We start from the raw sequence: 23320 nt of genomic DNA, 5'->3' as shown, positions 1-23320 counted from the left end.
AACCAAGCCTTTCACCCGGAGTGGCGAAAACACGAACGTCCGGAACCGCGGGCCGATGCGGTTCCGGACGTCCGTGCTCTCGGGTCGGTGGGGTCAGGTCAGGAAGGCCGGGCAGGCGTTCCTGGTCACCCACTGGTGCGAGCTGATGGTGTTGTCCGCCAGGATGCCGCTGCTGAGCCGGTTGTCGGTCAGGTTGTCGGCGTACAACCCGCCCGGCGCGAGGCAGGCGTAGCCGCCGCTGTAGTTGACGCCGTCGTACAACGCGACGTGGTCCCTGCCACCGGTGTAGCCCCGAATCATGAAGGAAGAGGCCCTGTTACCGGCGTCGCCCCAGTCGGGGTTGTTCCCCGAGGTGGCGATCAGGAGTTCGCCCTGGCAGTCCGGCAGGTCCCAGGCGTAGAACATGCCGTTGCGCGCACCCCACTTGCTGTCACAGACGGGACCGGCCACGACACTTTCGGCCGCCTGCGCGACCGTGGCGGGCAGGGCGAGGCCGAGGGCGGCGAACCCCAGGACCGCCGCGGTGACGACGAACTTGCGCATCGTACGTTCCCCCCTTGCGATGGAGTCTTCACGTGCCATTGAACGAGGCGGGGCAGCCCGGGGTGGTCGGCGCCGGGCCGCCCGCAACCGGTCGGACGGATCAGGTCAGGAAGGCCCCACAGGCGCTCCGGTTCACCCAACGGTGCGAGGAGATGGTGTCGTTCGCGCTGACACCGCCGGTGAGCCGGTTGTCGGTCAGGTTGTCGGCGTACAGCTCACCCGGCGCGAGGCAGGCGTGGCCGCCGCCGTAGCCGGAGTGCTGGTAGAACGCGACGTGGTCCAGGCTGCCGACGTAGCCGCGGTTCATGACGGACGTGGCCCTGTCCTGCGAGCCGACCCACCAGTCGCTGTTGCCCGCCGTGCTGATCAGCAGGGTGCCCGAGCAGTCCAGGTTCTCCCAGGCGTACATGTAGCCGTTGCGGGCACCCCACTTGCTGTCACAGACGGGGCCGGTGACGGTGCTCTCGGCCGCCTGCGAGGTGGCGGCGGGTACGACGACGCCCAGGGCGGTGAGCCCGAGGAGCGCTGCCGTGACGGTGAACTTGCGCATGGTGTTTCCCCTCGTTTCGTTTGGTGTGCGTGGGTGGTGCAGGGCGGTGAACGCTCCCGGAGCACGGGAGTTGGTCAGTCGCGCTCCGGAACGATGCGCACCGCCCGGTCGTAGGCCTGCTGACCGAGGCGTCGGTAGGTGTCGACGTCCTTGCCGTATCGGTCGCGCAGGCGGTCTTCGTAGTACGTCTCCCGGGCCGAGGCCACGGACCGCAGGGACGTCTCGCGGGCGCAGGTCGCGTCCGCGACGGCGGTCTTCCGCTCGGCGGCGAACGCCTCGTCCGCGCGGGCCTCGCCCAGCCGGCTCGTGTTGACCCGGACGGCGTCGCGGGCCGCCTGGGGGTCCTTGTAGGACTGTCCCGCCTTCTTCATGCACCGGGACCATGCCGTGATCGCCGCAGTGAGCCGGCGGTCTTTCATCAGGTCTTCGCCGTAGAGGCCGTTGAGGCCCGTGGCGACCTTGCCCGTGCGGAACCATTCGGCCGGGTCGCCGTAGAGCTTGCGCTCGGCCTCCTCCGTACAGCCGCCGATGCGCTTGCGGATCTCGCCGCTGCCCCCCGGCAGCGGCGCGGTGAGCATGCGGGCGTCGTCGCCTCCGTCGAGCGCGATGTCGAAGGCGGCGCGCCGGGACGCGGAGAGGCTCTGGCGGTAGGTGCCGATGGGGTTGCTTTCACGGACCTTCTGGTTCTTCGCGTCGAGCCGGCCGCCGTACCCGTACGTACGGGCCCACTCCACGTCGTCCTGGACGTAGCGCACCGGGCGGCTCTCGCGCAGGGTCAGGGTGCGATCCTCCCAGTAGTCGAAGCCCTGGCGGTTCATGCACTGCTTCGTCAGGCGCTGCTGGGCGTCGTCGACGCGCAGTTCCTGCTGCCAGGTCAGCGGCTGGGGCCGGGCCTGGCGGGCGGCCGTGGTGGCCGAACCGGGCTTGCCCGTGTCGGTGTCCTCGGTGCATCCGGTCGCGGCGGCCGCCGTCACGACCGTCACGACTGCCCACAGAGACATGAGCGTGCGTCTCATGGGTCCCCCTTGGCCTCGCTGGTCCGTCTCGCTGCGTGCTGACGAATCCAGAGTTGCCCCGCTGTTCACCGGGGTCGACGGGTTTCCTGTTGCCCGCCTGTGAAGCGCCCGGGAAACCGGTCACGACCTGGGCAAACACCGGTCCGGAGGCAACGCAGGTGACGTGGGCGGGGAGTAAACGGAATCTCGTCTCGCACAATCCCTGCGCGATCCATTGACGCGCACATGCCCCCCTCTTATCTTCTGATCGAAGTTCCGCACAAGAGCCGAAATTTCGAACAACACCCCACCAACACCCCACGCCTCAGGGCAGTTCACGCAGAAATGGGACGAGCGTTGAACAGAACCCTCAGGGCGGTCCTCGCCCTCCTCACCTCGGTGGCCGCCCTGCTGGGCCTCACCACCGCCTTCGCCGGGCCGGCCGGAGCCGCCCACCCGCCGGCCGGGCAGGCGACGCGGTACACGATGACCGCGTTCACCAACAGCAGCGAGTCGAACATGTACGTCTACGACTCGCCGGACGCGACCGGGTTCACGCTCCGCAAGGGCCCGGCGTACACCCCGCCGTCCGGCCTGATCCGTGACCCCAGCATCTTCAAGCACACGGACGGCTACTACTACCTGACCTACACCACCCGCACCTGGTCGGCGCTGTCCACCACCATCGGCTTCGCCCGCTCCACCGACCGCCTCAACTGGACCTTCCTGTACGACTACACGGTCCCGATCAGCGGTCTCCAGCGCGCCTGGGCACCGGAGTGGTTCGTCGACAGCAACGGCAGCGTCAACATCATCCTGTCCGCGTCCATCGCGGCCGACGGCGAGTGGATCTTCAAGCCGTACAAGCTGACGGCGACGAACTCCTCCCTCACCGCCTGGTCCACGCCGACCGTGCTGTCCGGTATCAGCCCGAACTACATCGACACCTTCATCGTCAAGATCGGCTCCACGTACCACGCGTTCACCAAGAACGAGACGACGAAGTACATCGAGTACGCCACCGCCTCCAGCCTCACCGGCCCGTACACCTTCCAGAAGACGGGCAACTGGGCGGGCTTCGGCTCCGGCATGGAGGGTCCCGCGCTCGTCCAGCTCGACAACGGCGGCTGGCGGATCTACTACGACGCCTACGGCGCCGGGAAGTACTGGTACAGCGACAGCTACGACAACTTCGCGACCTGGTCGACCCCGACCGAACTGCCCGGCCTCACCGGCTTCGTACGGCATCTGACCGTCCTGAAGGAGACGGTGTCCGGCGGGGTCACGCTCCCGACCAACACCACCCGGTCGTTGCAGTCCGTGAACTACCCGAGCCGCTACACCGTGGTCCGCTCCGACAGCCTCGGTTACGTCGACCCGGTCACCTCGTCCAGCACCACCGCCGTCAAGCAGAGCGCGACCTTCACGATCGTGCCCGGCCTCGCGGACGCCAACTGCTACTCCTTCCGAGACTCCGCCGGCCGCTATCTGCGGCACTGGGACTTCCGCGTCCGCTTCGACACGGACAACGGCACGACGGTCTTCGACAAGGACGCCACGTACTGCGCCCGCCCGGGCACGACGTCCGGCTCCGTCCGTCTGGAGTCGTACAACTACCCGGGCCGCTACCTCCGCCACTACAACTACGAGCTGCGCGTGGACGTGTACCAGGCCACAGACACCTTCCGAGCCGACAGCTCCTTCACGGCGGTGAGCCCCTGGTCCTGACCGCACGATGATCTCGCCCCCGCCGCCCGCCCCTGGGGATGGGACGGGTAGGGGCGGCGGGGGCGAAAACCCTCTGGCGGACGGCCTCACCGGGCAGGTGGGGCCGTCGTACCTCACTCAGCGGTCACTGGTCACCGCACTCGGCGCCGGAGCGTACCCCGCGGGCCGAGTCGTGAACGTCCCCCGCCCCTGCGTCCGGCTACGCAACCTCGTCGCGTACCCGAACAGCTCCGCCAGCGGCACGGTGGCAGTGATCACCACCGACCCCGCCCGGGCGACCGAGTCCGTCACCCGGCCACGCCGCGCCGCGAGATCGCCGAGTACCCCGCCCACAGCATCCGCCGGCACGGTGACGGTGACGTCGGCGACGGGCTCCAACAGGCCCATCACACCCGCGCGCATCGCCTCCCGCAGCGCAAGCCGCCCAGCCGTACGGAACGCCATCTCCGAGGAGTCCTTGGAGTGCGTGGCCGTCGGTCAGGGTGACACTCACCCCGGTCACCGGGTGACCGCCGAGCGGCCCCTCGACGAGGGCGTCACGACACCCCGCCTCGACGGCGCGGACGAACTCCTGCGGCACCCGACCACCGACGACGGTCGAGCGGAAGGCGAAGCCAGTGGCGCTGCCGCCGCCGTCAGCCTCCTCCAGGGGCTCCACATCCAGGACGACATGCGCGAACTGCCCCGCCCCACCGTCCTGTTTGACGTGCCGGAAGACCAGCCCGGACACCCCACGGACGACCGTCTCGCGATAGGCCACCCGCGGCCGGCCGACGGCGACCTCAAGGCAGTACGTCTGCCGGATCTTCTCCACCGCCACCTCCAGATGCAGTTCACCCATGCCGGACAGCACCGTCTGCCCGGTCTCGGGGTCGGTCCGCGCGACCAGCGAGGGATCCTCCTCGACCAGCCGTGCCAGCGCCGTCGCCAGCCGGTCGGTGTCCGTACTCCTGCGGGCCTCGACCGCCACCGACACCACCGGATCGGCGACGGACGGCGGTTCGAGGAGCAGCGGAGCCGCCGGTGCGCACAGCGTCGTCCCGGCGCGCGCCGACTTCAGCCCGATCACCGCGACGATGTCCCCGGCCACCGCCCGGTCCAACTCGGCGTGCCGGTCGGCCTGGACCCGCAGGATCCGTCCGATCCGCTCGGTGCGCCGCGTACCCGCGTCCTGCACGGTGTCTCCCTTCCGCATCGTTCCCGAGTACAGCCGCAGGTAGGTCAGCCGTCCCGTGGCCGTCGCGCTCACCTTGAACGCCAGTGCCGCGAGCGGTACTTGAGCATCGGCGGCCCGTTCCTGTTCCGCACCGTCGTGCGTCCCGCGTACGGCCGGTACGTCGAGCGGCGACGGCAGATAGGCCACGACGGCGTCGAGCAGCGGTTCGATACCGCGGTTGCGGTAGGCCGAGCCGCACAGCACGACCACGCCCTCACCCGTGTGGGTAAGGTCGCGCAGCGCCGAGGTCAGCGTGTCCGCGGAGAGCGTCGACTCGGCGCAGAACTCGTCCAGCGCCACGGGATGGAGTTCCGCCACCGCTTCCTCCAGCCGTCGTCGACGTCGCTGTGCCTCGTCGCGCAAGGCGTCCGGCACCGGGCCCTCCTCGACCACGTCACCGCCGTCGGCCCAGACCAGCGCCCGCATACGCAGCAGATCCACGACACCCGTGAACCCGTCCTCCGCGCCGATCGGCAACTGCACCACCAGCGGCGCCGGATGCAGCCGCTCCCGGATGGACTCGACCGCCGCGTCGAGGTCGGCGCCCGCGCGGTCCAGCTTGTTGACGAAGGCGATCCGCGGTACGCCGTGCCGGTCGGCCTGCCGCCACACCGACTCGCTCTGCGGCTCGACCCCCGCGACCGCGTCGAACACCGCGATCGCGCCGTCGAGCACCCGGAGCGAGCGCTCCACCTCATCGGCGAAGTCGACGTGGCCCGGCGTATCGATCAGGTTGATCCGATGACCGTCCCAGTCACAGCTCACCGCCGCCGCGAAGATCGTGATCCCGCGATCCCGCTCCTGCGGATCGAAGTCGGTGACGGTCGTGCCGTCATGGACCTCACCCCGCTTGTGCGTGGTCCCGGTCACGTACAGGAACCGCTCAGTGACGGTCGTCTTTCCGGCGTCGACATGGGCGAGGATGCCCAGGTTGCGGACGGCGGTCAGAGGGTTGTCGATGTTGTTGCGCATGGCCCGTGGCCTTTCGGACGCTCTGTTTCAGGACAGCGCGATTCCCGTAAGAGGACGGCGGACGGCAAGGGCATGCGCGCGGACGGAGCTGTCGCTCCGCCGCAGTCACATGGGTTCGACGTCAGACGTTCGTCACGGACATCCGGTACCGGCCGCGCAGCGGGCACCGGACGAACGAGGACACGAGGATCACCTCGTACAGGGAACGGGGAACGACGACAGCGGGGCGCTCACGCATGGCCGGATTCCCCTCTCTCTCGTCGTTCGGTGGGGTGAGTCTAGGGAGGACGACGGGGCGGGGTCACCGCATTTTTCGAGGGCACGCGACGGACCGCGCCGGGCCCGGGACAACGAGAAACCCCACCGACCGGAAACCGGTCGATGGGGTTGATGTGTCCGAGGGGGGACTTGAACCCCCACGCCCGATAAAGGGCACTAGCACCTCAAGCTAGCGCGTCTGCCATTCCGCCACCCGGACCAGGTGTCTGTCGCCTTGCCGGGGGTGTTCCCCGCGGCGACATGGACAACAATACCAAGCTTTCGGAGCGCCCTTCACCTGCATATCCGTGGCCCGGCAGTGATCCCGGACGCGCGCTCGGGCCAGGCAGCCCTCCCCCTAGCCGACCGCGGCCGGATCCCTACTTCTCCCGCTCGTGGTAGCTCTTCCGTGTGTGTTCGGTGTGGGCACGCATGACGGCCGTGGCGCGCTGCTCGTCGCGGTCCGCGATCGCCGCGATCAGCTCACGGTGCTCGTTCCAGGACTGGCGGCCGCGCTGCCGGGCGACCGGTGTGTAGTACCAGCGGACACGTCGGTCGACCTGTGCGGCCAGCTCCGCCAGTACGGCGTTGCCCGCCAGCTCCATCACCTTCGCGTGCAGCCGGGCGTTCATCGCGACCGCGGCGTCCACATCGTCGTCGGCGACCGCGCGCTCGCCCTCCGCGCACATCTCCTCCAGCGCGTCGATGGCGGCGGCCCCCGCGTTGGCGGCGGCGAGCCGGGCGGCCTCAGCCTCCAACAGTGTGCGCACGGTGAGGAGTTGGTCGGCCTCCTCCTCGGTGGGCTCGTGCACGAACGCGCCCTGGGCAGGCCGGAGATCGACCCACCCCTCGGTGTTCAGCCGCTGGAGTGCCTCGCGCACCGGCTGCCGGGAGACCCCGAGGTGGCCCGCGAGCTCGTTCTCGACCAGGTGCTGGCCGGGCTGGAGGGCACGGGTGGTGATGAGTTCGAGCAGCGCCTCGTAGACGCGGTCACGCAGCGGGCCGGGTCGTTCGAGCTTGGGCACCGCACCCTGCGGCAGTCCTGTCGTCGACAACATCACGGCCCCCTTGTCAGCAGCGGCATCGCTGTGTGCGAGAGCCAAGTATGAATTGGCTTTCGCCTACAGTCTACGGCGCACAAAACGCCTGGACACAGCAGAGTCGGGCCGGTCGCGGCGAGGCGCGGCGGCAGCTCACGGGCGCGGTGGGGCAGGCGATCGGGGCACCTCGCGAGGCATGCGAGGACCGCCCGGCGCCGTCCTGAACCCTTGCTGCACCACGTTCCATCCTGTAGACAATATTTCGTCAACACTTTCCAAGTTCCGCGGTACACCCTCGACCGAACGGAGCGCCATCCAGTGAAAGTCGCAGTTCTCGGCGCCGGAGCCATCGGCGCCTACGTCGGCGCCGCCCTGCACCGCGCAGGAGCCGACGTCCACCTCATCGCCCGTGGACCGCACCTCGCGGCCATGAGGCGCCACGGCGTGAAGATCCTCAGCCCTCGCGGCGACTTCACCGCCCACGCTCACGCCACCGACAACCCGACCGACATCGGCCCGGTCGACTACGTCTTCCTCGGGCTGAAGGCCAACTCGTACGCGGCGTGCGGGCCGCTCATCGAGCCCCTGCTCCACAAGGACACCTCGGTCATCGCCGCCCAGAACGGCATCCCCTGGTGGTACTTCCACCGCCACGGGGGACCCCACGACGGCCACCGCATCGAAAGCGTCGACCCCGGCGGGGCGGTCAGCGCCGTGCTCGCCCCGCGGCGCGCCATCGGCTGCGTCGTCTACGCCGCCACAGAACTCGACGCCCCCGGCGTGGTCCGCCACCTGGAAGGCACCCGCTTCTCCGTCGGCGAACCCGACCGCAGCAGTTCGGCCCGCTGCCGTGCGTTCAGCGAGGCCATGCAGGCCGGCGGGCTGAAATGCCCGGTCGAAAAAGACCTGCGCAACGACATCTGGCTCAAACTGCTCGGCAACATCAGCTTCAACCCGATCAGCGCACTGGCCCGCGCCACCATGCGCCAGATGTGCCACCACGGCGGCACCCGCCACGTCATCCAAACCATGATGCGAGAAACCCTCGCCGTCGCCGAAGCCCTCGGCTGCGAGGTCGGCGTATCCATCGAACGCCGCCTCGCCGGCGCCGAACGCGTCGGCGACCACCGCACCTCCACCCTCCAGGACCTCGAAGCCGGCAAACCACTCGAACTCGACGTCCTCCTCACGGCCGTCATCGAACTCGCCGACATCACCGGCACCCACGTCCCCACCCTCCGAACCGTCCACGCCATCAGCGACCTCCTCGCCCACCGGACCGCCGCATGAGACGGCTCGACTCGCCGATACCGGACGGCACTTCCATGAACGTGTACGCGGGAGCGGACCGCATCACCCTGCGGGGCGCGGCCACCCAGGGCTGACCGGCCCCCCGCTGCACGACGGCGGGACCTCTGCGGCGGGGAGCGCCCCCTGCGTCGGCGGGGTCCCGCCTCCGTCATGTGAGCCGGGCGCGGATGGCGATCAGGCGAAGTGGATCCTGTATACGATTATCTGTATACTGCCGTCGTACGTTCAGTATCCAATGGCCCCGGCTCGGAGGCGACATGGAAGATCTGAATCCCGAGGTGGTGCTGGGAATGGCCGCCCAGGCGCCCGACGGCATCGTGATCATCGACGGTGAAGGACTGATCCGCTACTGGAACCGGGGTGCGGAGCGCATCTTCGGGTTCCCGGCGGCCGATGTGGACGGTCGCAGTCTGGACGTCATCATCCCCGAGAGGCATCGCAAGCGTCACTGGGACGGCTTCCAGGAGGCCATGGACCGGGGGTCCAGCAAGTACGGGGAGGCGGACCTGCTGAACGTTCCCGCGCTGGCGGCGGACGGCCGCAAGCTGTCCATCGAGTTCAGCGTGGTGATGCTGCCGGGCCCCGACGGCAGCACGTACTGCGGTGCGGTCATCCGGGACGTCACCGCGCGACGCGAGCGGGAGCTGATGCGGCGGCGGGCCGAGGCCACGGTCTGAGCCGCACCGGACAAGGGAGAAGCGGCCGTGGCCCGAAGGCCACGGCCGCTTTCGCGTGGGACGGCCGGGGTCAGACGATGACGCCGTTCTCCTTCAGCCGGCCGATGGTCTCCTCGTCGTAGCCCAGTTCGACCAGGACCTCGGAGCTGTGCTCGCCGAGGAGCGGGGCACCGGCGACATCCGGCTTGAAGGAGGAGAACTTCACCGGGCTGCCGACGGTCAGGTAGGTGCCGCGGCCCTTCTGGTCGACCTCGACGACCGTGCCGCTCTTGCGCAGGTCCTCGTCGTAGGCGATCTCCTTCATGCTCATCACCGGGGCACAGGGCACCTCCCACTCACGCAGGATGTTGACCGCCTCGTACTTGGTCTTGTCCGCGAGCCACTTCTCGATCTCCTCGAAGATCTCGAAGATGTGGTTCTGGCGGGCGCGCGCGGTGGCGTACTCCGGGTCCTCGGCCCACTCGGGGTGACCGATCGCCTCGGCGGTGCGCTTCCAGTTCTGCTCCTGGATGGTGAAGTAGATGTACGCGTTCGGGTCGGTCTCCCAGCCCTTGCACTTGAGCACCCAGCCGGGCTGGCCGCCGCCGCCCGCGTTGCCGCCGCGCGGCACCACGTCGGTGAACTCGCCGTTGGGGTACTGCGGGTACTCCTCCAGGTAGCCGACCCGCTCCAGGCGCTGCTGGTCGCGCAGCTTGACGCGGCAGAGGTTGAGCACGGCGTCCTGCATGGAGACGGACACCTTCTGGCCCTTGCCGGTCCTGTTCCGGTCGATGATCGCGGTGAGGATGCCGATCGCCAGGTGCATACCGGTGTTGGTGTCACCGATGGCGGCGCCGGAGATGGTCGGCGGGCCGTCCCAGAAGCCGGTGGTGGAGGCGGCGCCGCCCGCGCACTGGGCGACGTTCTCATAGACCTTGAGGTCGTTCCAGGACGACTGGTCGTTGAAGCCCTTGACCGAGCCGAAGATCAGGCGCGGGTTGAGCTCCTGGATGCGCTCCCAGGGGAAGCCCATCCGGTCCATCGCGCCCGGGCCGAAGTTCTCCACCAGGACGTCGGCTTCCCTGATGAGCTTTTCCAGGACCTCCTTGCCCTCGGGGGTCTTGGTGTTGATGGCGAGGGAGCGCTTGTTGCTGTTGAGCATCGTGAAGTAGAGAGCGTCCAGGTCCTCGATGTCCCTGAGTTGACGGCGCGTCACGTCGCCGCCGTTGGGGCGCTCCACCTTCAGGACGTCGGCGCCGAACCAGGCGAGCATCTGCGTGCAGGCGGGACCGGCCTGGACCCCGGTGAAGTCGATCACCTTGATTCCGGCGAGCGGCTTTTCACTCATGTCTGCTTCCTTTTCGTGAAGTTGCGTGGTCACTTCTTGGCCGGCGTGATGTTGCCGACGGTGATGCCCTTGGGGTTCAGGTGCGAGATGTGGCCGCTCTCGGTGCCGGCCGAGGGGTCGATCACGCAGTCGATGAGCGCCGGGCCGCCGGAGGCGAGGGCCTCGGTGAGGGCGGCGGTGACCTCGGCGGGCGTGGTGGCGCGGTAGCCCTTGCCGCCGAACGCCTCGATCAGCAGGTCGTGGCGGGCGGCCGCCATGAGGGTCGTGGGCGAGGGGGCCTCGTCGTACGGGTTGACGTCGTCGCCGCGGTAGACGCCGCCGTTGTTCATGATCACGGTGACGACGGGCAGGTTGTAGCGGCAGATCGTCTCGATCTCGATGCCGCTGAACCCGAAGGCGCTGTCACCCTCGATGGCCACGACCGGGGCGCCGCTCTCGACGGCGGCGGCGATGGCGTAGCCCATGCCGATGCCCATGACGCCCCAGGTGCCGCTGTCGAGGCGGTGGCGCGGGACGTGCATGTCGATGACGTTGCGTGCGATGTCCAGGGCGTTGGCGCCCTCGTTGACGATGTACGTCTCCGGGTGCTGGTGCACGACGTCGCGTACGGCCTTCAGGGCGCCCATGAACTGCATGGGGTGCGGGTCGGCCTCCAGACGCTTGGCCATCTTGGCGACGTTCTGCGCCGAGCGCGCCCCGAGTTCGTCCCGCCAGGCCGAGGGGGCCTGGATCTGGCCGGGCTTGGTGCGGTCGGCAAGCGCGTCGAGCACCGACTCGATGTCCCCGACGAGCGGAGCGGCGATGGGCTGGTTGCTGTCCATCTCCTTGGGGTCGATGTCGATCTGGACGAACTTGGCGTCGGGGTTCCAGCCCGTCTGACCGTGGCCCAGCAGCCAGTTGAGGCGGGCGCCGATCAGCATCACGACGTCGGCCTTCTTCAGGGCCAGGGAGCGGGCTGTGGCGGCCGACTGCGGGTGGTCGTCGGGCAGCAGGCCCTTGGCCATCGACATCGGTACGTACGGGATGCCGGTGGACTCGATGAACTCCCGTACCTTGGCGTCGGCCTGGGCGTACGCGGCGCCCTTGCCGAGCACCACCAGCGGGCGCTCGGCGGAGGCCAGGAGCTCGATCGCCCGGTCCACGGCCTCCGGCGCGGGCAGCTGGCGCGGGGCAGGGTCGACGAGACGGCTCAGCGTCCTGTCACCCTCCTCCTTGGGCATGATGGAGCCGAGCACCGCCGCGGGGATGTCGAGGTACACCCCGCCGGGGCGCCCGGAGATCGCGGTGCGCAGCGCGCGGGCGATGCCGCGGCCGATGTCCTCGACCCGGCTGACCCGGTACGCGGCCTTGACGAACGGCTGCGCGGCGGCGAGCTGGTCCATCTCCTCGTAGTCGCCCTGCTTGAGGTCGACGAGGTGGCGCTCGCTGGAGCCGGAGATCTGGACCATCGGGAAGCAGTTGGTGGTCGCGTTCGCCAGCGCGACCAGACCGTTGAGGAAGCCCGGTGCCGACACCGTCAGCGCCACGCCCGGTTTCTTGTTGAGGTAGCCGGCGATGGCCGCCGCGTGTCCGGCGTTGCTCTCGTGACGGAAACCGACGTAGCGGATGCCCTGGGCCTGGGCGAGTCGGGCCAGGTCGGTGATCGGGATGCCGACCACCCCGTAGATGGTGTCGACGTCGTTCATCTTGAGCGCGTCGACGACCAGGTGGTACCCGTCGGTGAGCTCGGTCGGAACGTCGGCTGCTGCCGCGGTCTCCAGTGGCGAGGGGGCGGTCATGGTCCGAGGTCCTCCTTGGGCAGGTCCTGCCGGAGCGGCTACTTCTCTCACGATCCGCAGCGCGCCCGCCCACGTCCAAGACCCATCGGCGACCAGCCGATAAACAGCATCTATCGACGGCTGCTCAGGGGCTTCGCAGCTTGCTTGATAGACGGCTGCTATCGACCGTTCGCCAGCGGGTATTGGACGTGCGCCGTGTGCCACCGCAGGCTCGCAGAGGACTGCTTCATCGGATCCGGCGCGAGGCGAGGGGGTGGGGTCATGGCCGTTGCGGCCGCGGCATCCGTGCGGGACGCGGACGGGTACCGGCCTCCGACGGTCACGGGCCTCGCCGATCTCCTCGACGCACACGTGCGGACCCGCCCGTACGCCCAGGCCCTCGTCGTCACGGGCGAGCGGGTGCACCTGTCCTACCGGGGTCTCGGCGCACTGGCCGACGACGTGGCCGCCCGGCTCCGCGGCACCGGGTTGCGCCGCGGTGACGCGGTCGGCCTGATCTGTGCCAACACCGCGGAGTTCGTCGTCGCGTTGCTCGGTGCGGCGCGCGCCGGGCTGGTGGTCGCTCCGCTGGATCCGGCACTGCCCGCGTCCCAACTCTCCGAGCGCCTTGCGGCGTTGGGAGCACGGGCCGTGCTGGTGGGGCCCGAAGCGACGGGTGTCGCGCTGCCCGTCCCGGCGTGGCCGCTGCGCGTGGACGTCTCCCGGGCGGGCACGGCGACGATCGCACTCGATCCCGGTGCCGCTCCTCATGTACGGGGTGCGGCGGAGGAGTTGTCGGATCAGGACGCCCTCGTCCTGTTCACCGCCGGAACCACCGGCCGGGCGAAGATGGTCCCGCTGACCCACTCCAACGTGGCGGCATCGGTCCAGAACACCTGTGGCGCCTACGAGTTGGGCCCCGATGACGCGACGGTCGCGGTGATGCCGTTCTTCCACGGCCATGGGCTGTTCGCGGCGCTGCTGGCCACCCTGGCCAGCGGAGGCCGTGTGCTGCTGCCCGAGCGGGGACGGTTCTCGGCGGGCACGTTCTGGGACGACATGCGTGCCGTGTCGGCCACCTGGTTCACCGCGGTCCCGGCCATCCACGAGATCCTGCTGGACCGTTCCGAGCGGGAGGATCCGGGCCCACAGGCGCCACCGCTGAAGTTCGTACGCAGTTGCAGCGCTCCCCTCAACACGGCCACACAACGGGCGCTTGAGCGCACGTTGGGCGTGCCGCTGCTGTCCGCGTACGGGATGACCGAGTCCTCGCACCAGGCGACCAGTGAGCCGCTGCCCGGCCGGGGGGCGCTGAAGCACGGGTCGGTCGGCCGGCCGACGGGGGTCGAGGTCCGGGTCGTGGACAGGAACGGGCGGGTCTGTCCCGTGGGTGTCGAGGGCGAGGTGTGGGTGCAGGGGCCCACCGTCGCCCGCGGCTATCTCGCCGACCGTGAGGGAACGGCGTACACGTTCGTCGACGGGTGGCTGCGCACCGGCGACCTGGGCGCGCTGGACGGGGACGGCCAGCTGTCCCTGACCGGGCGGATCAAGAACCTCATCAACCGTGGCGGCGAGAAGATCTCGCCCGAGTATGTCGAGGACATCCTCGCCGGATGCCCGGGGGTGGCCGAGGCGGCCGTGTTCGCCGTCCCCGACACGGTGTACGGGCAGCGGGTCGGGGCCGCCGTGGTCGTGCGCGAGGGCGAGAGCGTCGGGCCCGCGCAGATCCTGCGGTACTGCCGGGACCGGCTGGCCGCGTTCGAGGTGCCCGACCGGATCGAGCTGGTCGCCACGCTGCCGTACACCGCGAAGGGCGGTCTGGACCGGAGGGCCGTGCAGGCCCTGTACGCGCCCTGACCGGGGCTTTCAGGAGGCGGTTCGGACCCGGTGCCCGTCCGGGAGCGGCCGGGCGAAGAAGTCGTCCAGGGACAGACCCGTCGCCGCGTTGACGAAGGCACGGGCGGCCACCGAGCCGGGGGTCGCCGCGTGGATCACCACCGAGACCTGGGCGCCGGCCTCCGGGTCGACCAGGGGCAGCGCTCTCGTCCGGCCGATCACCGGCATCGCCCGCAGCCAGGTGTGCGGCACGATGCTCGCCCATTCGCCTCCGCCCACGTGCGCGTAGAGGGAGGCAATGGAATCCGTCTCCACCTGCGGGGTCACCACGAACCCCTTCTCCGCGAAGACGGTGTCGACGATCTGGCGGATCCGCATGTCGGGAGTCAGCAGCGCGAGGGGGAGCTGGGCGGCGTCCGCCCAGGTCACGGTGGCGGACTGGGCCACCAGATGGTCGTCCGACACCAGCAGCATGTAGCGCTCCTGGTAGAGGGGGACGACCTGCAGGCCTTCCTGGTCGCCCGAGTCGAAGTGGGCGATCGCGACATCGAGTTCGTAGTCGCGCAGCTGGCGGTGGAGTTCCTTCGTCGACAGCCGGGACCGTACCTGCACCTTGGCCAGCGGGTGCGCCGCGCAGAACGCGGCCACGGGAAGCGCCAGGGTCGTGGAGGCCGTGGGGTCGGTACCGAGCCGCAGCGTGCCGGTGATGCCGGACTGCACGGCGGCCACCTCGGCCTTGAACGCGTCCTGTTCGGCGAGGATGCGCTTGGCCCACACCACGAGCCGTTCACCCTCGGGAGTGAGGCCCTGGTAGTTGTGTCCCCGGTTGATGAGCGTGACGTTCAGCTCCCGCTCCAGTTTGGCGATCGCCGCCGAGAGCGCGGGCTGGGAGACGTAGCAGGACTGCGCCGCCCGGGCGAAGTGCCGTTCCCTCGCCACCGCCACGAAGTATTCGAGCTGCCGGAACAGCATGAACGACTCCTCTCTGCCCGAGGTGGCCACACTCCATACTGTATGCAGTATTTGAGATATGTACAGGGGCCGTAGTCATGCTGCTCGACACGTAACCCGACGCCCGCGACCGCCGCACGTCCCTCGGCGGTCGCGGGCGCGGGCGCGGACGGTCAGCGCAGGAGCTTCACGGCCGCCACCACCAGGGGGTCGAGGCCGTCGGCTCCGGCGTCGACGTACTCGTAGAGCCGGTTGCGCATCCGTGGGTCCCAGAACCGGCCGATGTGCCCGGCGATCTCCTCGGCGGCCCGGTCCCCCGGCAGGTGTGCGAGGTTCCTGGCGATGTCGTTCGCCATCCTGCGCTCCGACGGCACGGTGGCTGTCATCTCAGTCCACCACCGTCACGAGCTCGTTCTCGGTGACTTCGGTGACTTCGGTGACTTCGGTGACTTCGGTGACTTCGGTGGGCTCGGTGTCGCTGTGCCGGTCCGGGCGGGCGAGGCCGACCTGGACGGCGGTCACCTTGTACTCCGGGCAGTTGGTCGCCCAGTCGGAGTTCTCCGTGGTCACCACGTTGGCGCCGGTCACCGGGTGGTGGAAGGTCGTGTACACGACCCCGGTCGGCATCCGGTCGGAGATCTCCGCGCGCAGCGTCGTCTCCCCCACCCGGCTGGCCAGGGTGACCATGTCGCCGTCCTTGACGCCGCGGACCTCGGCGTCGTGCGGGTGCAGTTCCAGGATGTCCTCGGGGTGCCAGGCGACATTGCCCGTACGGCGGGTCTGCGCGCCGACGTTGTACTGGCTGAGGATCCGCCCCGTGGTGAGGACCAGCGGGAAGCGGCGGGTGCTGCGCTCGTTCGTCGGCACGTAGGAGGTGACCACGAACCTGCCTTTGCCGCGCACGAACTCGTCCACGTGCATGATGGGCGTCCCCTCCGGCGCCTGCTCGTTGCACGGCCACTGGACGCTGCCGAGCTTGTCCAGCAGCTCGAAGGAGACCCCGGTGAACGTCGGTGTGACCGAGGCGATCTCGTCCATGATCTGGCTCGGATGGTCGTACGCCATCGGATACCCCATGGCGGTGGCGATCTCGCTGACGATCTGCCACTCGTGCTTGCCCGTCTTCGGTTTCATGACCGCGCGCACCCGGTTGATGCGTCGTTCGGCGTTGGTGAAGGTGCCGTCTTTCTCCAGGAAGGACGCGCCGGGCAGGAAGACGTGCGCGAACTTGGCCGTCTCGTTGAGGAACAGGTCCTGGACGACGACCAGTTCCATGGCTTCGAGCGCGGCGGTGACGTGTTTGAGGTTCGGGTCGGACTGGGCGATGTCCTCGCCGTGGACGAAGAGCCCGCGGAAGGTTCCGTCGATCGCCGCGTCGAACATGTTCGGAATGCGCAGTCCGGGCTCGGCGAGGAGGGTGCCGCCCCAGAGGTTCTCGAACACGGTGCGCACTGCGTCGTCGGAGACGTGCCGGTAGCCGGGGAGTTCGTGAGGGAACGAGCCCATGTCGCAGGAGCCCTGAACGTTGTTCTGGCCGCGCAGTGGGTTCACGCCGACGCCGTCGCGGCCGATGTTGCCGCATGCCATCGCGAGGTTGGCCATTCCCATGACCATGGTGGAGCCCTGGCTGTGTTCGGTGACGCCGAGGCCGTAGTAGATGGCGCCGTTGGGTGCTTCGGCGTACAGCCTTGCCGCGGCGCGGAGTTCGGCGGCCGGGACGCCGGTGATGGGTTCCACGGCCTCCGGGCTGTTCTCCGGGCGGGCGATGAACTCCGCCCACTCGTCGAAGCCTTCGCACCGGGCGTCCACGAAGGAGCGGTCGACCAGGCCCTCGGTGACGACGACATGGGCCATGGCGTTGACGACGGCGACGTTGGTGCTCGGCCGGAGCTGGAGGTGGTGCCGGGCCTCGATGTGCGGGGAGCGCACGAGGTCGATGCGGCGTGGGTCGACCACGATGAGCTTGGCGCCCTCGCGCAGCCGGCGCTTCATCCGGGAGGCGAACACCGGGTGTCCGTCGGTGGGGTTGGCACCGATCACCATGATGACGTCGGCCTCGGCGACCGAGCGGAAGTCCTGGGTGCCCGCGGACTCGCCGAAGGTCTGCTTGAGCCCGTATCCCGTCGGCGAGTGGCAGACCCGGGCGCAGGTGTCGACGTTGTTGTTGCCGAAGGCCGCGCGGACCATCTTCTGTACGACGTAGACCTCTTCGTTGGTGCAGCGCGAAGAGGTGATGGCGCCTACCGCGCCCGACCCGTACCGGCCCTGGATCTCCCGCATGCGCCGGGCGACCGTGCCGATGGCCTCTTCCCACTCGACCTCGCGCCACGGGTCGGTGATCCGGTCTCGGACCATGGGCTTGAGGACCCGGTCGGGGTGGGTGGCGTAGCCGAAGGCGAAGCGGCCCTTCACACAGGAGTGGCCCTCGTTCGCGCCGCCGTCCTTGTGGGGCACCATGCGCACGAGTTCGTCTCCGCGCAGCTCGGCCTTGAAGGAGCAGCCGACGCCGCAGTACGCGCAGGTGGTCACCACCGACCTGGTGGGCATGCCGAGTTCGACGACCGAGCGCTCCTGGAGCGTGGACGTCGGGCAGGCCTGCACACAGGCACCGCAGGAGACGCACTCGGAGTCCATGAAGGTCTCGCCGGCGCCGGGCGAGACCTTGGAGTCGAAGCCTCGGCCCTCGATGGTGAGGGCGAAGGTGCCCTGGATCTCGCCGCAGGCGCGGACGCAGCGGGAGCAGGCGATGCACTTGGACGGGTCGAAGTCGAAGTAGGGGTTGGAGGTGTCCTTCTCGGCGTCGAGGTGGTTCTCGCCCTCGTAGCCGTAGCGGACCTGCCTGAGCCCCACCACGCCTGCCATGTCCTGCAGTTCGCAGTCGCCGTTGGCCGGGCAGGTGAGGCAGTCCAGCGGGTGGTCGGAGATGTAGAGCTCCATGACGCCCTGGCGGAGCTTCTCCACCTTCGGGGTCTGGGTGCTCACCTTCATCCCGTCGGCGCATGGTGTGGTGCAGGACGCCGGGGTGCCGCGCCGGCCGTCGATCTCCACCACGCACAGCCGGCAGGAGCCGAACGCCTCCAGGCTGTCGGTGGCGCAGAGTTTGGGTATGTCGACGCCGGCCTCGGCGGCGGCGCGCATCACGGAGGTGCCCTCCGGGACGGTCACCGGCAGGCCGTCGATCTCCACCGACACCGTCGCCGGGCCGGGCCGTTCCGGGGTTCCGAAGTCGGGTTCCTTGAGCAGGCTCATGCCGTGCCCTCCGTCCTCATGCCGGTCGCAGTCACGGGTTGGATCTCCAGGAGCCGACGGCCGCCGAGAAAGTCGTCGGGGAAGTGGGTGAGGGCGCTGCGTACGGGCATCGGGGTCAGCCCGCCCATCGCACACAGCGAGCCTTCGGTCATCAGGTCGCATAGGTCCTCGAGCAGGGCCAGGTTCTCGTCCCGGTGCGTGCTGGCGACGATTCTGTCGATCACCTCGACGCCGCGCACCGCGCCGACCCGGCACGGGGTGCACTTGCCGCACGACTCCTCGGCGCAGAACTCCATCGCGAAGCGGGCCTGCGCGGCCATGTCGACGGTGTCGTCGAACACGACGATCCCGCCGTGCCCGAGCATCGCGCCGGCCTCGGCGAACGCCTCGTAGTCCATCGGCAGGTCGAACTGCGCCTGGGGAAGGTACGCCCCCAGCGGCCCGCCGACCTGCACGGTGCGCACCGGGCGCCCGGTCAGTGTCCCGCCGCCGTACTCCTCGATCAGCTCGCGCAGCGTGATGCCGAACGCCGTCTCCACGATGCCGCCGCGCGCGATGTTGCCGCCGAGCTGGAAGACCTGGGTGCCGCGGGAGCGGCCGACGCCGAGGTCCTGGTACGCCTTGGCTCCGTCGGCGAGGACGACCGGGACGGTGGTGAGGGTCAGTACGTTGTTCACCACGGTCGGCTTGCCGAACAGGCCCTCGATCGCGGGGATCGGCGGCTTCGCGCGGACCATGCCCCGCTTACCCTCCAGGCTCTCCAGCATGGAGGTCTCCTCGCCGCAGATGTACGCGCCGGCACCGACGCGTACGTGCAGGTCGAAGTGGAGTCCGGAGCCGAGGATGTTCTCGCCGAGCCAGCCCTGCTCACGGGCGAGCTCGATCGCTTCGCGCATCGTGGCGACGGCGTCGGGGTATTCGGAGCGGATGTAGAGGTAGCCCTCACTCGCGCCGACCGCGTGCGCGGCGATGGTCATGCCCTCGATGAGCAGGAACGGGTCGCCCTCCATCACCATGCGGTCGGCGAAGGTCCCGCTGTCGCCCTCGTCGGCGTTGCAGCAGACGAACTTCAGCTCGTCGGCGCAGTCGAGCACGGTCTTCCACTTGATGCCGGCCGGGAATCCGGCGCCGCCACGGCCGCGCAGTCCGGACTCGGTGACCTCGGCGACCACGTCGGCGGGGGCCATCTCCAAGGCGGCCCGCAGACCTTTCAGTCCGCCGTGCTCGACGTAGTCCTCGGGCGACAGGGGATCGGTCACGCCGACTCGGGCGAAGGTGACCCGGTTCTGGCGGGCCAGCCAGGGCAGTTCGTCGACGAGGCCCAGTCGCAGCGGATGGTCCGCGCCGTCCAGGATGCCGGCGGCCAGGAGTCCGTCCACGTCCTCGGGGGTCACCGGTCCGTAGCCGACGCGGCCCTGCGGGGTCACGACCTCGACCATCGGCTCCAGCCACAGCATGCCGCGCGATCCGTTGCGTACGACGTCGATGGCGAAGTCGCCGCGTGTGGCGGCGCGTTGGAGGGCGTCGGCGACCTCGTCCGCGCCGACGGATCTGGCCGCCGAGTCGCGGGGGACGTAGACCGTCACCGCGGAGTGCGACGCGGTACCGAACGGGGAAGAGTTGTTCATGATCAGACCGTCCCGTTGAGGATCGAGCCCAGTCGGGCCGGGCCCACTCGTCCGTACAGCCGTCCGTTCGCCTCCACCGACGGCCCCAGTGCGCAGTTGCCCAGGCAGAAGACCTGCTCGACGGTGACGGAACCGTCTGCGGTCGTCTCGCCCAGCGTCAGTCCGGCCTCGCGCGCGTAGCTCACCAGGCGGTCGGCGCCCAGCGCCTGACAGGCCTCGGCACGGCAGATGCGGACCGTGGTGCGGCCCGCGGGCTCGCGGCGGAAGTCGTGGTAGAAGGTCACCACTCCGTGGACGTCCGCCCGGGAGAGGTTGAGCTCGTCGGCGAGCACCGGTATCGCCTCCTGCGGCACATGGCCCAACTCGGCCTGGACCGCGTGCAGTACGGGCAGCAGCGCGCCGCGCTGATCCCGGTGATCGGCCACCACCCTCCGGACCACGCTCTCGACCGTCACGTCACTCCCGCTGGTCGTCATGATCGCTTCGCCTTCCGTCACACGGGTCCCCGGCGAGGGTTGCAGGAGACTGAAACAATACCCCATACAGGCTTCTGTATACAGACGACAGCCGTAAAGGCGTGCGGCGAATACGACCGCCCGAGCCCCGACACGGCCGCGCCCCCAAGCCCGACGGACCCGGCGGACCCGACGGACCGCCAGGTCCATGTTGCATACCAAAACCTGTATGCTAAAGCCGCCGTCTACAACCCTCTCGGCGGCTTCCTCTCGGCAAAGCCGTCGGCCCGGCGGCGGAACGGGACAACCATGCGCGAGGCACTCATGGCCGCAGCGTCCCGGCGCGTCGCCCGCCCGGCACCCCTGCGCCAGGCCGTGTACGACACCCTGACCGAACTCATCGTCAACGGCTCCCTCAAGCCCGGCCAGCACCTGGTCGAGGCCGAGCTCGCCGAGCACCTCGGGGTCAGCCGCCAGCCGGTCCGCGAAGCCCTGCAGCGCCTGCAGACCGCCGGCTGGGTCGATCTGCGGCCCGCCCAGGGCGCCTTCGTCCACTCCCCCACCGAGGAGGAGGCCGCCCAGCTTCTCGGCGTCCGCTCGGTGCTGGAGACCTATTCGGCCCAGCTCGCCGCCAGGAACGCGGGACCAGAGGACGTGGAACGCCTCTGGGAGCTGGAGCAGGAGGGCGTCGACGCGCTCGCCGCGGGTGACGTCGAGCGTCTGGTCGAGGCCAACACGGCCCTGCATGCCTTCGTCACCTCCGTGGCCGACAACGCCGTACTGGCCGAACTGCTCGCGCAGGTGAGCCAGAAGGTGCGCTGGTACTACACACCGATCGCCAAGCCCCGAGGCAAGGAGGCCTGGAACGAGCACACCCAGCTCATCAAGGCCATCGCCAAGGGCGACGCGGACCGAGCGGCTGAGGTCATGCGCAAGCACACCGAGCGCACGACCGGCTTCTACCGCAAGCAGATCACCGCCGGGGCGGCGGGCAGGGACTGACCGAACGGGCCGCTGCCGGGCGGCAGTTCAGGACGGCGCGAGGGAATCGGCGGGGCGTCGGGGGACGCCTGCCGAGAGGTGGCCGGCCGACTCGCGGGCGCCGTCGACGGCGAGGGAACCGTCGACGGGCAGGCGGCCGGTGTCGGTGGCGAGGGAGCCATCGGCAAGCCCGAGGCCGGCATCGGCGGCGAGGTGGAGTTCCCCCGCGCCCGCGGCCCACAGTTCGCGCAGCCAGGGCAGTACCGTGCGCAGCACGATGTCGAGCCCGCCGCCGTCCTTCCCGAGCATCGCGTCGGCGGGCACCAGAACGGGGTCGGCGAACACCGTGGACGTCGCACTGCCCGGCGGCCCCGAGTCATCGGGCCGCGCCGGGACGAAGAGATCCGGGGCGTGTGCCGGGACCCCCCACAGACTCAGACCGTCCGGCACACCGAGCGACCGGGAGGACCAGACGTAACTGTCGGCCTCTCCCGCCGCGACCACCTGGCGTTTACGAGCGCGCAGGGCGACCACGCCACCGGAGCGGAAGGCGGTGCACCGCGGCATCAGCAGATGGGCCTCCGCCTCCTGCTCGCCGGTCGTGTCCTCGGCGAGGGCGAGGCTGCTGAGGTGGCGTCCGGCGGCGATCTCACCGCGCAGCCACGGACTGCCGTACGACTCGATGACGGCGACCGCCGTGTAGTGGGACCGGAGCACCGCCGCCGTGGCCGGGCAGATACGGGCGGTCCGGGCCACCACCTCGGCGGCTTCCGGCAGGCCCAGTCCGGCGCCGCCGAACTCGGTGGAGACGGTCAGTCCCAGCAGCCCGGTGGCCCCGAAGGCCGTCACAGCGCCACGCGGGAACCTGCCCTCCGTGCCGGTCAGTTCGGCGCACGGCGCGACGACGCGGGTCAGGACTTCTGCGAGAGCGGTGCGGTACGACACGGTGCGGTACGACACGGAGTGCCCCCTTCGGAAGCGGTGTCCGGTCCGCCGTCAGGCGGCAAGAGATGATTGCATACAGTATGCTGCATGCTTTCACGGGGCGCCAGAGTGCGGCGCGAGGCAACTCAGACCCGAGGCAACTCAGACCCGCGGGTCGATCTCCCGCAGCAGACCCGTCGTCACATCGAAGACGAACCCCCGGACGTCGTCGGTGTGCGGCAGGAACGGGGAGGTGCGCACCCGCTGCATCGACTGCCGTACGTCCTGGTCGACGTCCCGGAAGGCCTCGACCGCCCATGCGGGGCGCTGGCCGACCTCCAGCTCCAGCTCGTGCCGGAAGTCCTCGGTCAGGGTCTGCAGACCGCAGCCGGTGTGGTGGATGAGGACGACACTGCTGGTGCCGAGCGCACGCTGACTGATCGTCAGGGACCGGATGGTGTCGTCGGTGACCACACCGCCGGCGTTGCGGACGGTATGGCAGTCGCCGAGTTGCAGGCCGAGCGCGGCGTGCAGGTCGATACGGGCGTCCATGCAGGCCACGACGGCGACGCCCAGGACGGGGCGAGCGCCCATCCCAGGGTCGGTGAATCCGGCGGCGTAGGCGCGGTTGGACTCCACGAGCCGGTCGATGACGGTCTCTGCGCCGGGTGCCGCCGCGCCGCGGGCGGACTGGGCGAAACGGGGGGCGTGTGTCGACATGCTGTGCTACCTCACTCCGGTCGGGTGTGCACGGGAACCGTCCCGGGCACGGTCGGCGCCGTGCCCGGGACGCGATGGAAGCGGCTGGTCAGATCACGCCCTCGGCTTTGAGAAGCGTCAACTCGCTCTCCTCCAGTCCGAGTTCGCTGATGAGGATTTCCTCGGTGTGTTGGCCGAGGAGGGGGGAGGGGGTGATGTGGGT

At 69.6% G+C, this 23320-nt stretch carries 18 protein-coding genes, 1 tRNA gene and 1 pseudogene; 5 read left to right on the top strand and 15 right to left on the bottom strand.

Going from position 1 to position 23320, the window contains the following annotated elements; translation table 11 throughout:
• Positions 1-93: 93 nt before the first annotated feature.
• The 3 genes from F3T56_RS21230 to F3T56_RS21220 form a co-directional block, all read right to left on the bottom strand.
• Complete coding sequence (locus F3T56_RS21230) at positions 94-543, bottom strand: hypothetical protein (RefSeq protein WP_149826779.1); 450 nt, start codon at positions 541-543, stop codon at positions 94-96.
• A gap of 100 nt (positions 544-643) precedes the next feature.
• Entirely contained in the window at positions 644-1093 is a 450-nt protein-coding gene (locus tag F3T56_RS21225; RefSeq protein WP_149826778.1) for a peptidase inhibitor family I36 protein, read from the bottom strand.
• Positions 1094-1167: 74 nt separating this feature from the next.
• Entirely contained in the window at positions 1168-2109 is a 942-nt protein-coding gene (locus F3T56_RS21220; RefSeq protein WP_246203737.1) for a hypothetical protein, read from the bottom strand.
• 336 nt (positions 2110-2445) lie between these two features.
• Here F3T56_RS21220 and F3T56_RS21215 point away from each other — a divergent pair, with 336 nt between their 5' ends.
• Positions 2446-3816, top strand: a complete 1371-nt coding sequence (locus tag F3T56_RS21215; protein ID WP_149826777.1) for a glycoside hydrolase family 43 protein — start codon at positions 2446-2448, stop codon at positions 3814-3816.
• 117 nt (positions 3817-3933) lie between these two features.
• Here F3T56_RS21215 and fusA read toward each other — a convergent pair.
• From fusA to F3T56_RS21200, 3 genes and pseudogenes are all read right to left on the bottom strand, one after another.
• A pseudogene (gene fusA, locus F3T56_RS21210) lies at positions 3934-6004 on the bottom strand (elongation factor G).
• 393 nt (positions 6005-6397) lie between these two features.
• Positions 6398-6482, bottom strand: a tRNA-Leu gene (locus F3T56_RS21205).
• A 160-nt stretch (positions 6483-6642) separates the two neighbouring features.
• On the bottom strand, positions 6643-7320 hold the full coding sequence (locus F3T56_RS21200; RefSeq protein ID WP_149826776.1) for a GntR family transcriptional regulator: 678 nt from the start codon (positions 7318-7320) through the stop codon (positions 6643-6645).
• A 300-nt stretch (positions 7321-7620) separates the two neighbouring features.
• Here F3T56_RS21200 and F3T56_RS21195 point away from each other — a divergent pair, with 300 nt between their 5' ends.
• Both F3T56_RS21195 and F3T56_RS21190 read left to right on the top strand, forming a co-directional pair.
• Positions 7621-8592 (top strand): 2-dehydropantoate 2-reductase, encoded by a 972-nt coding sequence (locus F3T56_RS21195; protein ID WP_149826775.1) that lies wholly within the window; start codon positions 7621-7623, stop codon positions 8590-8592.
• A 278-nt stretch (positions 8593-8870) separates the two neighbouring features.
• Positions 8871-9290, top strand: coding sequence for a PAS domain S-box protein (locus F3T56_RS21190; protein WP_149826774.1), 420 nt, complete (start codon positions 8871-8873; stop codon positions 9288-9290).
• 70 nt (positions 9291-9360) lie between these two features.
• On the opposite strand, the gene frc is transcribed toward F3T56_RS21190, so the two are convergent.
• Together frc and oxc are read right to left on the bottom strand one after the other, a co-directional pair.
• Positions 9361-10617 (bottom strand): formyl-CoA transferase, encoded by a 1257-nt coding sequence (gene frc, locus F3T56_RS21185; RefSeq protein ID WP_149826773.1) that lies wholly within the window; start codon positions 10615-10617, stop codon positions 9361-9363.
• Between the two features lie 29 nt (positions 10618-10646).
• Positions 10647-12395, bottom strand: coding sequence for an oxalyl-CoA decarboxylase (gene oxc / locus F3T56_RS21180; protein WP_149826772.1), 1749 nt, complete (start codon positions 12393-12395; stop codon positions 10647-10649).
• Between the two features lie 261 nt (positions 12396-12656).
• On the opposite strand from oxc, the gene F3T56_RS21175 reads away from it, so the two are divergent.
• A complete protein-coding gene (locus F3T56_RS21175) occupies positions 12657-14231 on the top strand; it encodes a FadD7 family fatty acid--CoA ligase (RefSeq protein ID WP_149826771.1) in 1575 nt (524 codons plus the stop codon).
• A 9-nt stretch (positions 14232-14240) separates the two neighbouring features.
• Here the strand turns inward: F3T56_RS21175 and F3T56_RS21170 are convergent, their stop codons facing one another.
• The 5 genes from F3T56_RS21170 to F3T56_RS21150 form a co-directional block, all read right to left on the bottom strand.
• The gene (locus tag F3T56_RS21170) at positions 14241-15182 is read right to left on the bottom strand and encodes a LysR family transcriptional regulator (RefSeq protein ID WP_149826770.1); all 942 of its coding nucleotides are present in this window, start codon (positions 15180-15182) and stop codon (positions 14241-14243) included.
• Between the two features lie 152 nt (positions 15183-15334).
• A complete protein-coding gene (locus tag F3T56_RS21165) occupies positions 15335-15547 on the bottom strand; it encodes a formate dehydrogenase subunit delta (RefSeq protein WP_246203736.1) in 213 nt (70 codons plus the stop codon).
• Position 15548: 1 nt separating this feature from the next.
• Positions 15549-18410 (bottom strand): formate dehydrogenase subunit alpha, encoded by a 2862-nt coding sequence (fdhF, locus tag F3T56_RS21160; RefSeq protein ID WP_246203735.1) that lies wholly within the window; start codon positions 18408-18410, stop codon positions 15549-15551.
• The gene (locus F3T56_RS21155; protein WP_149826769.1) at positions 18407-20038 is read right to left on the bottom strand and encodes a formate dehydrogenase beta subunit; all 1632 of its coding nucleotides are present in this window, start codon (positions 20036-20038) and stop codon (positions 18407-18409) included. The genes fdhF and F3T56_RS21155 overlap by 4 nt, the downstream gene beginning before the upstream one ends.
• A gap of 2 nt (positions 20039-20040) precedes the next feature.
• Positions 20041-20514, bottom strand: coding sequence for a formate dehydrogenase subunit gamma (locus F3T56_RS21150; protein ID WP_149826768.1), 474 nt, complete (start codon positions 20512-20514; stop codon positions 20041-20043).
• Between the two features lie 288 nt (positions 20515-20802).
• Between F3T56_RS21150 and F3T56_RS21145 the strand changes: the two genes are divergently transcribed.
• Entirely contained in the window at positions 20803-21495 is a 693-nt protein-coding gene (locus F3T56_RS21145; RefSeq protein ID WP_149826767.1) for a GntR family transcriptional regulator, read from the top strand.
• A 27-nt stretch (positions 21496-21522) separates the two neighbouring features.
• Here the strand turns inward: F3T56_RS21145 and F3T56_RS21140 are convergent, their stop codons facing one another.
• Both F3T56_RS21140 and F3T56_RS21135 read right to left on the bottom strand, forming a co-directional pair.
• The gene (locus F3T56_RS21140; RefSeq protein ID WP_246203734.1) at positions 21523-22434 is read right to left on the bottom strand and encodes an acyl-CoA dehydrogenase family protein; all 912 of its coding nucleotides are present in this window, start codon (positions 22432-22434) and stop codon (positions 21523-21525) included.
• A gap of 126 nt (positions 22435-22560) precedes the next feature.
• Positions 22561-23118: a beta-class carbonic anhydrase gene (locus tag F3T56_RS21135; protein WP_172639055.1), complete on the bottom strand. Its 558-nt coding sequence runs from the start codon at positions 23116-23118 to the stop codon at positions 22561-22563.
• Positions 23119-23320: the final 202 nt, after the last annotated feature.

This window comes from Streptomyces tailanensis (assembly GCF_008386495.1).
GTDB classification, from domain to species: Bacteria; Actinomycetota; Actinomycetes; order Streptomycetales; family Streptomycetaceae; genus Streptomyces; species Streptomyces tailanensis.
This window is presented reverse-complemented; position numbering and strand designations above follow the sequence as displayed.

Coding starts and splice junctions, on each gene's coding strand:
- F3T56_RS21155 (WP_149826769.1), bottom strand. CDS start 20,038: ATGAACAACTCTTCCCCGTTCGGTACCGCGTCGCACTCCGCGGTGACG.
- F3T56_RS21200 (WP_149826776.1), bottom strand. CDS start 7,320: ATGTTGTCGACGACAGGACTGCCGCAGGGTGCGGTGCCCAAGCTCGAA.
- frc (WP_149826773.1), bottom strand. CDS start 10,617: ATGAGTGAAAAGCCGCTCGCCGGAATCAAGGTGATCGACTTCACCGGG.
- F3T56_RS21150 (WP_149826768.1), bottom strand. CDS start 20,514: ATGACGACCAGCGGGAGTGACGTGACGGTCGAGAGCGTGGTCCGGAGG.
- F3T56_RS21145 (WP_149826767.1), top strand. CDS start 20,803: ATGCGCGAGGCACTCATGGCCGCAGCGTCCCGGCGCGTCGCCCGCCCG.
- F3T56_RS21170 (WP_149826770.1), bottom strand. CDS start 15,182: ATGCTGTTCCGGCAGCTCGAATACTTCGTGGCGGTGGCGAGGGAACGG.
- fdhF (WP_246203735.1), bottom strand. CDS start 18,410: ATGAGCCTGCTCAAGGAACCCGACTTCGGAACCCCGGAACGGCCCGGC.
- F3T56_RS21220 (WP_246203737.1), bottom strand. CDS start 2,109: ATGAGACGCACGCTCATGTCTCTGTGGGCAGTCGTGACGGTCGTGACG.
- F3T56_RS21230 (WP_149826779.1), bottom strand. CDS start 543: ATGCGCAAGTTCGTCGTCACCGCGGCGGTCCTGGGGTTCGCCGCCCTC.
- F3T56_RS21165 (WP_246203736.1), bottom strand. CDS start 15,547: ATGACAGCCACCGTGCCGTCGGAGCGCAGGATGGCGAACGACATCGCC.
- F3T56_RS21190 (WP_149826774.1), top strand. CDS start 8,871: ATGGAAGATCTGAATCCCGAGGTGGTGCTGGGAATGGCCGCCCAGGCG.
- oxc (WP_149826772.1), bottom strand. CDS start 12,395: ATGACCGCCCCCTCGCCACTGGAGACCGCGGCAGCAGCCGACGTTCCG.
- F3T56_RS21175 (WP_149826771.1), top strand. CDS start 12,657: ATGGCCGTTGCGGCCGCGGCATCCGTGCGGGACGCGGACGGGTACCGG.
- F3T56_RS21225 (WP_149826778.1), bottom strand. CDS start 1,093: ATGCGCAAGTTCACCGTCACGGCAGCGCTCCTCGGGCTCACCGCCCTG.
- F3T56_RS21135 (WP_172639055.1), bottom strand. CDS start 23,118: ATGTCGACACACGCCCCCCGTTTCGCCCAGTCCGCCCGCGGCGCGGCG.